A 13,448-nucleotide genomic window follows, 5' to 3' on the forward strand; every position below is an offset into this window, starting at 1 on the left:
GGTACCCGCGGCCGTCCTAGCGTCGTGATCATGGAAACGATTCTTGTGATCGGCGGCACCGGTGCGATGGGTGGCGCTGTGGTGCGCCGCCTGGTGCGGGACGAGGCCGTCGTCAAAGTTCTCACCCGCAGTCCCGGACAGCGGGAGAACGCCGTCAAGGGTGACCTCAACGATCCGGAAAGCCTGCGGGAAGCCCTGAGTGGCGTCGACCACGTCTTCGCCAACACCGACTTCTTCAATACGGGCAGTGTGCTCGGCGAGTTCCGGCAGGGGATCGCGGTGCTCGAGGCGGCGCGAGACGCGGGCGTGAAGCGCTTCATCTGGTCGTCACTCGACGGGGCGGCGGCGCTGACCGGGGGAAAGATCCCGGTTCCGCACTATGACGCCAAGGCCGCTGTCGCTGCGCACATCAACACGATGCGGTCCGAGGAGTTCATGCGTCAGGAGGAGGACGGCTGGTTCTCCGAGCACGTCCGGATCCTGACGACGGCGCCGTACTTCGAGAATCTCTACACGCTGGCGCCGCAGGACGGGCACATTTTCGCGCTGCCGCTGGGTGAGGGTAAGTGGCCGTTGATCGCTCTCGACGACATCGCCTGGTTCGCCGATCACCTGTTCGCGAACTGGGAAATCGGGGATCTGGCGGTTGTCGGTGAGAGTCTGAGCGGGGCGGAGATCGCGGCTGCTTTCGAGCGGGTGACGGGTACGCCGTCGCGGTACCAGCCGGTGACTGTTGAAGCTTTCCCCAGAGACCTCGCCGCCATGTTCCGGTTCTTCCAGGAGCGCGAGCTGGACCGGGATGTCAGCGCGTTGCGGGAGATCCATCCCAGCCTGATGACGTTCGAAGCGTGGCTCCGGGCAACAGGCTGGGATGGGTCACCGCGTTAGGAACGCAGGCGGGCGATGTTGTCGCGGAACCACAGCGCGGACTGCTTGGGCGTACGTTTCTGGGTCTGGTAGTCGACGTGGACGATGCCGAAGCGTTTGGCGTAGCCCTCGGCCCACTCGAAGTTGTCCATGAGCGACCAGGCGAAGTAACCGCGGATGTCGGCGCCCTGATCGCGGGCGGCCGCCACCGCGGCGATGTGCTCGGCGAGGTACGAGGTGCGGTTGTCGTCGGCGACGAAGCCGTCCGGGGTGGGCTGGTCGTCGAAGGCGGCGCCGTTCTCCGTGATGACCAGGGGGAGGCCGGGGTAGTCGCGGTGCAGGCGGACGAGGAGCTGGGTGAAGCGCTCCGGGGTGATCGGCCAGTCCATCGCCGTACGCGGACGGTCCAGCGGGATCGCGCGTACGACCGGGTGGCCGTCCTCGTCGAGCGGGTTGCCCGCCTCGTCCGTACCCGAGAAGTCCTGTCCGAAGTAGAAGTTGACGCCGAGGACCTCGAACGGGGTGGAGATGATGTCGAGGTCGCCGTCCTGGACCGGGAAGGCCGAGCCCCGGGCGGTCAGGTCGTCGACCATGTCCTGCGGGTAGGCGCCCTTGCGCAGCGGGTCGAGGTAGATGCGCAGGCCCATGCCGTCGGCCCGGCGGGCGGCGTCGCGGTCGGCTTCGGTGTCGGTGGCCGGGTCCGCCGTACCCATGTTGAGGGTGATCCCGAAGGTGTGCCCGGGTGAGGCGGCGGCCTTCATCCGCTGGGTGGCCAGGCCGTGGCCGAGCAGCAGGTGGTGGACCGCCGCGATCGCCGCGTCGAAGTCCTTGCGGCCGGGGGCGTGGACGCCGACGTTGTAGCCCAGCCACGCCGAGCACCACGGCTCGTTGAGGGTGGTCCAGTTCGTGACGCGATCGCTGAGCTTGTCGAAGACCAGCATCGAGTAGTCGGCGAACCGGTACGCGGTGTCGCGGTTGGGCCAGCCGCCGGCGTCCTCGAGCTCCTGCGGGAGGTCCCAGTGGTAGAGCGTGACCCACGGGTCGATGCCGGCCGCGAGCAGTTCGTCGGTGAGCCGGTCGTAGAACGCCAGCCCGGCCGGGTTCACCGGGCCGCGGCCGTGCGGCTGGACCCGGGGCCACGCCACCGAGAATCGGTACGTGTCCACGCCCAGGCTCTTGATCAGCGCGACGTCCTGTGGCATCCGGTGGTAGTGGTCGCAGGCCACGTCACCGTTGTCGGCACCCACCACGGCGCCGGGTACGCGGCAGAACGTGTCCCAGATGGACGGTGTCCGGCCGTCCTCCGCGGCAGCGCCCTCGATCTGGTAGGACGAGGTCGCGACGCCCCACTTGAACGACGGGGGGAAGTCGGCGGTGGGCAGCAGCAGGCCGGGCGCCGGGTTGGATGTCAAGAGACCTGCTCCTTAGCGGAAGCCAGAGCGGCGGCGGATCCGGCTGCGGGGTGCAGCCAGCAGGCCACGGTCCGGACGGACCCGTCCGGGGTCTCGGGGTGGCCGAGGATCGGGATGGTGTCCGCGCACGGGTCGAACGCCTTCGGGCAGCGCGGGTGGAACGAGCAGCCCGACGGCATGCCCTTGAGGTCGGGCGGGGAGCCGGGGATGCCGGTGAGCTCGCGACGCGGGCCGCGCAGGGCCGGGAACGAGCCGAGCAGCCCGGCGCTGTACGGGTGCAGCGAATCCTTGTACAGGGTGGCCGCCTGGGCCTCCTCGACGATCCGGCCGCCGTACATGATGGCGATCCGGTTGGAGAATTCCACCAGCAGCGACAGGTCGTGGGTGATGAAGATGACCGAGAAGCCGAGCCGCTCGCGCAGCTCGATGAGCTGGCCCAGGATCTGGCGCTGCATGACGACGTCCAGCGCGGTGGTGGGCTCGTCCATGATGACGACCTGCGGCTGCAGGATCAGCGCCATGCCGATCATCACGCGCTGACGCATGCCGCCGGAGAGCTGATGCGGGTACGCGTCCATCCGGTCCGCCGAGATCCCGACGAGCTTGAGCATCTCGCGGGCCCGGGCGGTGCGGCTGTGCGCGGACATCTTCGGCTCGTGGGCGGCGAGCACGTCGGTGAGCTGGGTCGAGATCTTGTGCACGGGGTTCAGGGAGTTCATCGCGCCCTGGAACACGATCGCGGTCTCGGCCCACCGGAAGTCGCGCAGTCCCCGGTCGGAGAGGCCGAGGACGTCGTACGCGTCGCCCTTCTCCGGGTGGTAGATCACCTCGCCGCCGGTGATGACACCGGGCGGGGGGAGGAGCCGGGTCAGGCCGTACGCCAGGGTGGATTTGCCGGAGCCGGACTCGCCGGCCAGGCCGAGCACCTCCCCGCGGTGCAAGGTCAGGCTGACGTCACGGACCGCGCGCACGGCCTGGTCGCCGAGGCCGTAATCCACATTCAAATTCTTGATCTCGAGTACGGGCTCAGCGCTCACTTCGCCGCCTCCTTGCTTCGCACTACCGGGGTGCTCTTGAGCACCGGCGTGAATCCGACCCGCATGCGTACCGTGTGGCCGGAAGCGGTTTTGATCTTGGTCTTGCCGGCACTGCGCAGGCGGGGGCTGACGAACTCGTCGATGCCGAAGTTGATCAGCGAGAGGGCGGTGCCCAGGAACGCGATCGCGAGACCGGCCGGGACGAACCACCACCACGCACCCTGCGCGAGGGCCTGCTGGCTCTGCGCCCAGAACAGGATCGTGCCCCAGTTCCAGCCGGTGTCGGCGCCGATGCCGATGAACGCGAGCGTGATCTCGGAGGTCACCGCGAAGATGACCGTGCCGACGAAACCGGACGCGATGATCGCCGTGAGGTTCGGCATGATCTCGAACAGGATGATCCGCCAGGTTTTCTCCCCGGTGGCCCGCGCCGCCTCGATGTAGTCCCGGCGCCGCAGCGACAACGTCTGTGCCCGCAGCACCCGTGCGTTCCAGGCCCACGACGTGGCACCGATGATCAGGGCGACCAGCACCGCGCCGCCGCCGGGTGCCGCGGCGGTCACGATGATGACCAGCGGCAGGGCCGGGATGACCAGGAAGACGTTGGACAGCGCCGACAGGCTCTCGTCGAGGCCGCCACCGAGGTATCCGGCGGTGACACCGATCAGCACCGACAGGATCGTGGCCATCGCGCCGGCGGCGAGACCGACGACCATGACCGTCCGGGTGCCGTCGAGGAGCTGGCTCAGGACGTCCTGACCGAGGTGGGTGGTGCCCAGCCAGTGCGCGCCCGACGGCGGCGACACCAGGTCCTTGCTGCGGGCGTCCGGGGCGTACGGCGCGACCCACGGTCCGATGATCGCGAAGAGGATGTAGATGCCCAGGATGACGATGCCGGTCAGGGCCTTGCCGCTGGAGACGAACCGGAACCGGCTGCGCTTCGCCTTGCCCGGCGGGGTGGCATCCGGCTGCGCCATCGCCCCCTGCTCGGGGATCACCTGCTCGATGCTGGAGGTCGGAATGGTCATCGCTCAGCCCTCCTTGCGGGTGCGCGGGTCGAGCAGCAGGTACGCGATGTCCGCGATCAGGTTCGCCACCAGCACCGAGATGGTGATGACCAGGAAGATGCCCTGCATCAGCGGATAGTCCTTGGCGGTGACCGCCCGGAAGAGCAGGAAGCCCAGCCCCGGGTACGAGAAGACGATCTCCACCAGCAGCGTGCCGCCGACGATGAAACCGAGCGACAACGCGAACCCGGAAACGTTCGGCAGCAGGGCGTTGCGCGCCGCGTAGCTCAGCGCCACCCGCTTCTCCGACAGGCCCTTGGCGTGCGCGACCGTGATGTAGTCCTCGGCCGCCACGGTCACCATCATGTTGCGCATGCTCAGGATCCAGCCGCTCACCGACGAGATGAGGATCGTCAGGGCGGGCAGCAGGCTGTGCTGGATGGCGCTCGGGATGAAGTACTGGTCCCACGCCGGGATCAGGCCGGGCGTGTAGCCGCCGCCCGACGGGAAGATGCTGTTCGGCCCGGCGAGCAGGAAGATCGCGAGCAGGCCCAGCCAGAAGTACGGCACCGACGACAGGAACGTCGTGGCCGGCAGCAGCCCGTCGACCCAGGAGCCGCGGCGCCAGCCGGCGAGCACGCCGAGCCCGGTGCCGAGGAAGAAGCTGATGATCGTGGTGATGCCGACCAGCGCGAGGGTCCACGGCAGCGCGCTGCCGATCACCTCGGACACCGGCGACGGGAACGCTGTGAACGACAGCCCCAGGTCACCGTGGAAGAGCTGCTTCCAGTAGTCGAAGTACTGCTCCCAGATGCTGGCGTTCTTGTCGAGGCCGAACAGCACGTAGAGCGAGTCGATCGCCTGGCTGCTCATCTGCCCCTGGAAGCGGGAGAGCAGGGACTTCACCGGGTCGCCGGGGATCATGCGGGGGATGAAGAAGTTGAGCGTGATCGCGGCCCACGCGGTGAACAGGTAGAACGCGATCCGCTGCAGGAGGTATTTCACTTTGCGGCCTCCGGCTCGGTGTCATACAGCCAGCACGCTGCCCAGTGGCCCGGCTTGTCGTTGATTTCGAGGCGTACGGGCAGATCGGTGCTGCACCGCGGCATGGCGACCGGGCAGCGTGGGTGGAACCGGCAGCCCGTCGGCGGATGGATCAGGCTCGGTGGCTCGCCGTCGCCACGGTCCGCGGTGTCCGCCGTCATGTTCGCGATGCGGTCCGGGTCGGGCGCCGAATCGATCAGCAGCCGGGTGTACGGGTGCGCGGGGTTCTGGGTGACCGTCTCGCTGTCGCCGCCCTCGACCATGCGGCCGGCGTACATCACCAGGGTCTCGTCGGCGAAGTAGCGCGCCGAGGCGATGTCGTGGGTGATGTAGAGGATCGCGAGGTTGAGCCGCTCCTTCAGGTCACGCAGCAGGTTCAGCACGCCGAGCCGGATGGAGACGTCCAGCATGGACACCGGCTCGTCGGCGAGCAGCGCCTCCGGGTTCGCGCCGAGGGCCCGGGCGATGGCCACGCGCTGGCGCTGGCCGCCGGAGAGCTCGTGGGGGAACTTGTCGAGGTACCGCTCGGGTGGCGTCAGGCTGACCCGGTTCAGGAGCTCGGTCAGGGCCTGCTCCAGCTCCTGCGCGTTGCCGCCGGCGTTGCCGTGGATCTTCAGCGCGCGGGTCAGGTGGTAGCGGATCGTGTGGACGGGGTTCAGCGAGGCGAAGGGGTCCTGGAAGATCATTTGGACCTTTTTGGCGTACGCGCGGAACTGCCTGCCGCCCTTGACCCTGCTCGATTCCCCGTGCAGCTGGATGTCGCCGTCCGTGCGCGGGTAGAGCTGCGCGAGCAGGCGCGCCACCGTGGACTTGCCGGAGCCGGACTCACCGACCAGGGCGACCACCTGGCCACGCCGCAGCGTGAGGTGGACGTCGTCGACGGCGTGCACGGCTTCGTGGGTGCGCTTGAAGATGTCGCGCAGGCTCCGGCGGACCGGGAAGTGCTTGGTCAGGCCGGTCGCCTCGAGCACCACCGCGGTAGGGGGCGCCGGCGCGTCGGGGGTCAACGTCATGCCGTGGTTCCTTCTGCTTCGGTAAACAGGGGGAGCCGCCCCGGGGACCAGGTCCCCAGGGCGGCGCGACGGATCAGGAGTTGGCGGGCTTGAGGTGCAGGATGACGTCGAGCGCGTTGGCCTGCGTGGGCTGACCGGCACCGTAGGGGTTGGTGTCGTCGGGCCAGCCGACCCAGTTCTTCGTGCTGTACGCCATGCCGACGTTGTCCGCGCCGACCGGGATCATCGGGACCTGCTCGACGAAGATCTTCTGGATCGTGGCGAGCGCGGTGGTCCGGGCGGCGTCGTCGGACGCGTTGGCGTACGCCTTGAGCGCCGCGGTCGCCTCGGGGCTGTTGAAGCGGCCGAAGTTGCCACCCGGGGAGGCGGTGCCGACCGGCTTGAGCGCCGTACCGTCCATGATCGTCTGGTAGATGTCGTACGGCGTGGAGCCACCGTTGGTCCAGCGGAACGTGGCGTCGAACTTGCCCTCTTCGACGTTGCGCGTCCAGGCGTCCTGGTTGGCCTTGTCGACCGTCGCCGTGATGCCGATCTCGGCGAGGTTGCTCTTCACGATCTCCAGCGAGGTCTGGTAGTCCGACCAGCCGGAGGGGTCGGTCAGGGTGAGCTTGACCGGCTTGCCGCTCGGGTCGTTCAGCGTGGTGCCGTTGAGCTTGTAGCCCGCCGACTCCAGCAGCGCCTTGGCGCCGGGCACGTCGACCGTGAGGTTCTTGCCCTTGTACGCCTCGGTCACGAACGCGTCACCGGCCGGCGAGGGCAGACCTGTCACGTTGGTGACCTGCGGGTGGAAGTAGCCCGCCTCGGCCTGGTTGAAGATGTCCTCGCGGTTGACGACCATGTTCATCGCCTGGCGCAGCTTCGGGTCGTCGAACGGCTTGATCGTGGTGTTGATGTAGACACCGTGGATGCCGAGCACCGGGGGAGCCCAGACCTTGTAGTGCGCCGGGTCCTTGTCGAGGAAGACCGTCTTGTAGTTCGGGATGAACACGAACGCCCACTCGTTGGAGCCGTCCGCGAGCGCGGTGGTCTGCGCGTTGTTGTCGGTGTACGACGTGTAGCGCAGCTCCTTGACCTGCGGGAGGTCCTGCCAGTAACCCGAGTCCTTCACGCTGAGCGTGATGGTCTGCGGGGTGAACGACTTCAGCTTGTACGGGCCGGAGCCGATCGGGTCCTTGATCGGGTCCTTGCTCGGGTCCGCGATGGACTCCCACTGGTGCTTGGGCACGATCGGGGTCTGGCCGAGGAACTTGTCCTTCAGCACGAACATCGACGCGGTGAAGTTCACGGTCACCACGTTGCCCGCGGCGGTGGCGTCCCCGATCGGGGCGGCGAGGGTGTTGAACGCCTCGACCTTCTTCAGCAGGTTCATGGTGAACGCGACGTCGTCACCGGTGACCTTCTGGCCGTCCGTCCAGGTCGCGTTGTCGCGGACCGTGATCGTGGCCTTCTTGAAGTCCGGGGTCCACTCGACGCCGGAGGCCAGCCACGGCTTCGACGGGTCGGCGGGCTTGACCGGGTTCCACATCAGCAGCGGCTCGTAGAGCGCCCAGCGGTAGCCCAGCGAGTTGGCGGCCGACGTGGAGACGAACGGGTTGTGGTTCTCGGTCTGCGGGCCGTTGGGCATGCCGACGGAGAGGAAGGTGCTGCCGCCGGAGCCGTTCTTGCTATTCGCGTTCGGCGAGTCGCTGCTGCAGGCAGCGAGACCGCCCGTGGCGAGCACGCCCGCGAGCGCGGCCGCGAACAGTTTCCTTCTCTGCATCTCTGAACTCCTTGAGGTGAAGCGAAATCGGGTGAGAGGGGTGCCCAGGGTGCAGGCGGGTAACGGCCGGTCGCTTTCGCGGCCGGGCCGAAGGTCTGTGTGTGTTTGTGCTACGAGCCCGTGGAGGCGCGGGCGGTGAAGGTCGCGGGGATTATGGTCGGCCGGTTGGGCAGGGGTGAGCCCTCGAAGTGCGCGAGCAGCGTGCGGGCCGCGGCCTCGCCCATCTCCCGCAACGGCTGGTGCACTGTGGTCAGTGGTGGCTGGGTGTGCGCCGCCATCGGGATATCGTCGAACCCGACGACCGCCACGTCCTGCGGGATGCGCCGCCCGCTGTCGAGCAGGGCCTGCATCGCACCCGTCGCGGACAGGTCGTTGTGCGCGAAGACCGCGTCGAATTCGAGCCCGGCGTCGATCGCCGAGTTCACCGCGTCGAAGCCGGAAGCGATGGTGAAGTCGCCGGGCAGGACGTGGTCGGCCGCGATCGCGTGCCCGGCCTCCGCGAACTCGGTGCCGAACCCGTCGAGGCGCTGCTGCGTGCACCCGAAACGCTCCGGGCCGGCGACCACGAGCGGCTTGGTGCGCCCGATCTCCAGCAGGTGCTTCGCCGCCGAGCCCGCGCCGGTGAAGTTGGTGGTGCCGACGCTCGGGATCTGCTCGGTCTTGACGTCCCGGTCGTCGATCAGCACCACCGGCAGGCCCCGGGCATGCAGGCCGGCGATGTAGTCGAGGGTGCCCTCGGGCTCGATCACTAGCAGCCCATCGAAGCTCTTGGCCGAAACCTGCGCCCCGAACTGCCGCATCGACTCGTCCCCACGGTTACAGGTGAAGAGCAGCAGCCCGTAACGCTCGGTCTCCAGCACGTCGACCGCACCCTGCAAGACCTCACCGATCCAAGGCCAGGTCAGCGACGGCACCAGCATGCCGACAACCCGGGTCCGCCCGCGAGCCAGCCCGACCGCCCGCGAGCTCGGCACGTAACCGAGCTCATCGATGACCGCCCGAACCCGGGCGGCGGTGGACTCGTCCAGCTCACCCTTGCCGTTGAGCACCCGGGACACAGTGGTCTTACTGACCTTCGCCCTGGCCGCAACGTCGGCGATGGTGATTGGCACGCGTCCTCCGACTGTGTCCACGCGGTAACACCGCAGTTTCGGAACCGGTTTCGGGACCGGTTCCGGCAGTTAACCCCCGTGAGCCGGGTCACGTCAACGCGTCGGAGTCTTTATTTAGGTTTCGGGTCTATAACCAAGCCACACCTGAAACGGTTAATGGCTTCGCGCTTCAGCCCAGACCGTGCAAAACGGTCCTACCCCCTGCTGGGTACGCCTGCCATGCCCGCCGAGCCTCGATCACGGCCCGTCTTCCCCTCGGGGCAGGTGCTTCCGGCACTGGTCTCGAGCGCTGGACCTGGCGGCGTTGGTCGAGCCGAGCACCGCGCCGACGCCGAGTTGCCGATACCGTCACCGTCTCGACGTGGCATGGGCACACCTGGCGGACGGCACCAGCGCAGGCAACGCCAAGGCCGGTGCGGTGCTGCTCGAACTCGGCAAGACCGCGCCGTCATGGATGCGGCAGCAGCGGTACGCCCGGGACCTGGTCGACACGATCGCGTCGTCACGGCGTCGGGCAATGGGCCAGGACCTCACGGAGCTCACTGCCCTGGTCGGCGCGAGCGGCGCAGGAAGCAGCCCCCACCCGATCAGTCTTTGATCCGTTTGCAGTGGTGGCGATGGCAGCTGTTGAGCGCAACCATTCAGCCTCGCGACGGGGCCCGCGGCCGACGGGCCGCGACAAGCTCCGGGTCGTCGTCTCGTCAGCCTTCTCCCGCCTGCCACAGCGATCTCAACTGCTGATGGGTACGCCTTCCACGTGCCGAACCAACGCCGGAAGCACTTGTCCGAGGGCGGCGTCCACAGTCAACTGTGCATACGGCTCGCCCCGGGTCACGCCCTGGTTGACGATGGCGACCCGGATCCCGTCCTTGGCGGCGCGGAGCACGAAGCGCCGCCCCGACATGACCGTCAGCGATGAGCCGAGCACGAGAAGGGTGCGGGCGCCGGCGACGAGGTCGAAGCTGCGGCTGACCCGGGCGGCGGGCACCGTTTCGCCGAAGTAGACGACGTCGGGCTTGAGCATGCCGCCGCAGCCGGTGCAGTCGACCACCGTGAAGCCGTCCAGCTCGGCGTCGTCGAGGTCCACGTCGCCGTCCGGGTTGACCGTCTCGATTGTCCTCGTCTCGGCGAATCCGGGGTTGGCGGCGTTGAGTCGGTCCTCCAGCTCGGCGCGCCCGGTGACCTCGCCGCAGGCCAGGCAGATGACGCGGGCGAGGTTGCCGTGCAGCTCGACCACGCCGTGGGCGCCGCCGGCCTGGTGGAGCCCGTCGACGTTCTGGGTGATGATGCCGTCGAGGCGGCCCAGCTCCTGCAGGCGTGCGACAGCCCGGTGCCCGTCGTTGGCGCGTGCGTCGCCGATCGTCCGCCAGCCGAGGTGGCTGCGCGCCCAGTAACGGCGCCGGGCGATCGGGTCCCGGGTGAAGACCTGGTAGGTCATCGGGGTCGCGCCACGCGCCACGCCCGACGGCCCTCGGTAGTCCGGGATCCCTGACTCGGTCGACAGGCCGGCGCCGCTGAGCACGACCACTCCGCCATCGGACACCCACTCGGCCAACTCACCCACTGATTCCACCCTTCCATGGTCCCTCACCAGGCCCTCTTCAGCCCAAGGGCAGTCGGTCACCCGGCTGAGTGGGACGAAGGACTCAGTCGATACCATCTGTGCATAGAGGCGCCGACCACGGTAAGTTAGGCATGTGGCCGCCGTTGCACGCCTACTTCCCCGTTACTGGGACGGGCGTCGCCTGCTGCAGTTTTTAGCCGGGATAGCGCTCATCGCGCTGGCATTCGCCATCCCGACGCTGACCGCGCCCGCGACGGTCCCCGAGCCGCCGGCGGTCGTCACGGTGGTCGACGCGCCCACGGCCACCACGGATCTCGCCGACCGGGTCGTGCAGCCGGAGCCGCTCGCGGACACGCTCGACGAGGACGTTCTCGAGGTCTCTCCGATCGACGCCGGCTCGGTCATCCCCGGTGGGCTGCGGCCGAACGCATTTGCCGGTCGCGCGCCGCCACTCGCCTGATCCTTCGCACTGCCCGTTTTCGCGACGCTCACGGCGTACTCAAATCGGGCCGGTCCTTAATCACAGCGAGTGACTTCCGACGTATGAGAGAAGCCGGTGCCAACCGTGGAACCCGCCGTCCTGATCTGGATGATCCTCCTGCTCGTCTTCGCGGGCGCGACAGCGATCTTCGCCGTGCCCCGCCGCGACCCCAACATCGACGGCCCGGCTCCGAGCGGCCGGCCGCGCAAGCTGGTGGCCCGTCCTGAAGCCGACAGGTACGCCGAAGAGGTGGCCGTTGCCGCCGAGCGGGCCGCCGTTACCGCGCGTAGCCGCCGCGAGGTCTGGGAACGGGCGCAGGAAGCGGCCGAAACGGCGTGGGCGGCGTTCGACGAGGCCGACCGGATCGCCCGGCGCAGCGCGGCCGCGGCCGTCTTTCCCGTCTTCAAGCAGCGCCGCACCCGCGCCGAGATCGCCGACCGCGAGCGTTTCCTGCACCGCAAGGCCCTCGCCGCAACCCGCCGCCGGGAGCTGTCGATGGACCAGCTCAACGTCGTGCTGGCGCATCGCGACGGCTGGAACCCCCGCAAACACCCGGTCGCCCAGGAAACCGCCCTGCGCGCCGCCGTCCGCGAGCACCGGTTCGCGGGCTACCGGGCTGCTACTGAGCGTGAGCGTTTGGCGTGGCAGGAATCGGAGAAAGCCGCCGCCACCCTCCGTGGTCTGCGCGCCGAGGCCCTGGCCGCGAAGATTCGTGCAGGCTCCGGCGTCGTCGCCGAACGCCGCCCCGCCCCGGTCCCCGCCGCCCGCGCGTCCCAGCCTCGCCTGGCCGTCCACTGAGTGCAGAGGTTGCACAGCAAGTTCCAGGTAGGCCAGGTACCGTCTTGAGGGCGCAGCTGGTGGATCACGACGGCCTGCGCCGGGCCCCAGCGTTGACGAGTAACGGCAGGAGGCCGACGTGTCAGTGACCCCGGCGGGCCGCACGCCCGCCGTGCGGCTGCATCGCGCCGCGCGCATCGAGGACGCCGTGCACGAGGTCATCGAGCGGAGGCTGCGGCAACGCGGCTGGCAGCCGGTGATCACCGCGTACACCGGGTACGGAGCCCCTGGCTGGGCCCGTGTGATGGCTCGGGTGGTGCTCACCCGGCGTAATCAGGTGAGCAAACGGCTGGAGAAGGTACGCGGCTGGCGCAGCTTCACCACCTCACCGGTGAACAACGCGGCCGTGCAGATCCAGATCGGCGACCGGATCCACGAGACCCGCACCGACCGCAGCGGATACGTCGACACCCGCGTGAAGGGCGACCTCGAACCGGGATGGGGCAGCGTCCGGCTCAGCACCGACGGTGCGGCCCCCGTGGAGGCCCCGATCCGGGTGGTGGACCCCGCCATGAAGTTCGGGGTGATCAGCGACATCGACGACACGGTCATGGTGACCGCGCTGCCCCGGCCGTTGCTGGCGGCGTGGAACACGTTCGTGCTGGACGAGCACGCGCGCAACGCCGTGCCCGGCATGGCGGTGCTCTACGAGCGGCTCGTCACGGCCAACCCCGGCTCCCCGGTCTTCTACCTGTCGACCGGCGCGTGGAACGTCGCCCCGACCCTGAGCCGGTTCCTGTCGCGCCACCTCTACCCGGCCGGCCCACTGCTGCTGACCGACTGGGGTCCGACCCCGGACAGGTGGTTCCGCAGCGGCCGGGAGCATAAACGCAACACCCTGGCCCGGCTCTCCAACGAGTTCCCGCACATCCGCTGGCTGCTCATCGGCGACGACGGGCAGCACGACCAGGAGATCTACTCGGAGTTCGCCAACGCGCACCCGGACAACGTCGCCGCCATCGCGATCCGCCGCCTGTCCGCGACGGAGTCGGTGCTGGCCGGTGCCATTCCTGGCCCGGCCGGCACCCCCGAGACGGTAGGTTCCGGAGGCAAGACCTGGTTCTCCGCGCCGGACGGCGCGGGCCTGTGGTCCCTGATCCGGGATTCCGATGTCGCCTAGTTACGGGCCTCAGTCGTCGTCGACGCTGACCGAGTCCCTCGACGTCTCCGACTCGGCGACCCGGGCATGCAGCCGGTCCCGGATCTCATCGGGCGTGTACGCCCGTCGTTTGCGCTCCTGTCGTGCCAGCACCGCACCCGTGGCGGCGACTCCCGCCAGCCCTGCCAATCCCGCTACTTTCCACCAACGCATCTG

The 13,448-nt window shown here is 68.8% G+C and carries 14 protein-coding genes; 5 read left to right on the forward strand and 9 right to left on the reverse strand.

Features of this window, described 5'->3' with window-relative positions:
• The first annotated feature begins 30 nt into the window (after nucleotides 1-30).
• Nucleotides 31-888, forward strand: a complete 858-nt coding sequence (locus Aco04nite_RS38905) for an NmrA family NAD(P)-binding protein (protein WP_213002238.1) — start codon at nucleotides 31-33, stop codon at nucleotides 886-888.
• Here Aco04nite_RS38905 and Aco04nite_RS38910 read toward each other — a convergent pair.
• The 7 genes from Aco04nite_RS38910 to Aco04nite_RS38940 form a co-directional block, all read right to left on the reverse strand.
• On the reverse strand, nucleotides 885-2,279 hold the full coding sequence (locus Aco04nite_RS38910; protein ID WP_213002239.1) for a GH1 family beta-glucosidase: 1,395 nt from the start codon (nucleotides 2,277-2,279) through the stop codon (nucleotides 885-887). The two genes, Aco04nite_RS38905 and Aco04nite_RS38910, sit on opposite strands and share 4 nt — an antisense overlap.
• Nucleotides 2,276-3,316 (reverse strand): ABC transporter ATP-binding protein, encoded by a 1,041-nt coding sequence (locus Aco04nite_RS38915; RefSeq protein ID WP_213002240.1) that lies wholly within the window; start codon nucleotides 3,314-3,316, stop codon nucleotides 2,276-2,278. Before Aco04nite_RS38915 ends, Aco04nite_RS38910 begins: the two co-directional genes overlap by 4 nt.
• The gene (locus Aco04nite_RS38920; protein WP_213002241.1) at nucleotides 3,313-4,344 is read right to left on the reverse strand and encodes an ABC transporter permease; all 1,032 of its coding nucleotides are present in this window, start codon (nucleotides 4,342-4,344) and stop codon (nucleotides 3,313-3,315) included. The genes Aco04nite_RS38915 and Aco04nite_RS38920 overlap by 4 nt, the downstream gene beginning before the upstream one ends.
• A gap of 3 nt (nucleotides 4,345-4,347) precedes the next feature.
• Complete coding sequence (locus Aco04nite_RS38925; protein WP_213002242.1) at nucleotides 4,348-5,328, reverse strand: ABC transporter permease; 981 nt, start codon at nucleotides 5,326-5,328, stop codon at nucleotides 4,348-4,350.
• Complete coding sequence (locus tag Aco04nite_RS38930; protein ID WP_213002243.1) at nucleotides 5,325-6,380, reverse strand: ABC transporter ATP-binding protein; 1,056 nt, start codon at nucleotides 6,378-6,380, stop codon at nucleotides 5,325-5,327. Before Aco04nite_RS38930 ends, Aco04nite_RS38925 begins: the two co-directional genes overlap by 4 nt.
• Nucleotides 6,381-6,453: 73 nt before the next feature.
• A complete protein-coding gene (locus Aco04nite_RS38935) occupies nucleotides 6,454-8,139 on the reverse strand; it encodes an ABC transporter substrate-binding protein (protein WP_213002244.1) in 1,686 nt (561 codons plus the stop codon).
• Between the two features lie 110 nt (nucleotides 8,140-8,249).
• The gene (locus tag Aco04nite_RS38940; RefSeq protein WP_213002245.1) at nucleotides 8,250-9,251 is read right to left on the reverse strand and encodes a LacI family DNA-binding transcriptional regulator; all 1,002 of its coding nucleotides are present in this window, start codon (nucleotides 9,249-9,251) and stop codon (nucleotides 8,250-8,252) included.
• A 361-nt stretch (nucleotides 9,252-9,612) separates the two neighbouring features.
• On the opposite strand from Aco04nite_RS38940, the gene Aco04nite_RS38945 reads away from it, so the two are divergent.
• Nucleotides 9,613-9,849, forward strand: a complete 237-nt coding sequence (locus Aco04nite_RS38945; protein ID WP_213002246.1) for a hypothetical protein — start codon at nucleotides 9,613-9,615, stop codon at nucleotides 9,847-9,849.
• 132 nt (nucleotides 9,850-9,981) lie between these two features.
• Here Aco04nite_RS38945 and Aco04nite_RS38950 read toward each other — a convergent pair whose 3' ends face one another.
• A complete protein-coding gene (locus Aco04nite_RS38950; protein ID WP_244876620.1) occupies nucleotides 9,982-10,824 on the reverse strand; it encodes a Sir2 family NAD-dependent protein deacetylase in 843 nt (280 codons plus the stop codon).
• A gap of 124 nt (nucleotides 10,825-10,948) precedes the next feature.
• Between Aco04nite_RS38950 and Aco04nite_RS38955 the strand changes: the two genes are divergently transcribed.
• The 3 genes from Aco04nite_RS38955 to Aco04nite_RS38965 all read left to right on the forward strand — a co-directional run bounded on the left by Aco04nite_RS38955 (nucleotide 10,949) and on the right by Aco04nite_RS38965 (nucleotide 13,253).
• Nucleotides 10,949-11,275, forward strand: a complete 327-nt coding sequence (locus tag Aco04nite_RS38955) for a hypothetical protein (protein WP_213002248.1) — start codon at nucleotides 10,949-10,951, stop codon at nucleotides 11,273-11,275.
• Nucleotides 11,276-11,371: 96 nt separating this feature from the next.
• Nucleotides 11,372-12,094 (forward strand): hypothetical protein, encoded by a 723-nt coding sequence (locus Aco04nite_RS38960; protein ID WP_213002249.1) that lies wholly within the window; start codon nucleotides 11,372-11,374, stop codon nucleotides 12,092-12,094.
• A 118-nt stretch (nucleotides 12,095-12,212) separates the two neighbouring features.
• On the forward strand, nucleotides 12,213-13,253 hold the full coding sequence (locus Aco04nite_RS38965; protein ID WP_438874979.1) for an App1 family protein phosphatidate phosphatase: 1,041 nt from the start codon (nucleotides 12,213-12,215) through the stop codon (nucleotides 13,251-13,253).
• Nucleotides 13,254-13,262: 9 nt separating this feature from the next.
• Here the strand turns inward: Aco04nite_RS38965 and Aco04nite_RS38970 are convergent, their stop codons facing one another.
• Nucleotides 13,263-13,445, reverse strand: a complete 183-nt coding sequence (locus tag Aco04nite_RS38970) for a hypothetical protein (protein WP_203837671.1) — start codon at nucleotides 13,443-13,445, stop codon at nucleotides 13,263-13,265.
• Nucleotides 13,446-13,448: the final 3 nt, after the last annotated feature.

This window comes from Winogradskya consettensis (assembly GCF_018332715.1).
Lineage (GTDB): Bacteria > Actinomycetota > Actinomycetes > Mycobacteriales > Micromonosporaceae > Actinoplanes > Actinoplanes consettensis.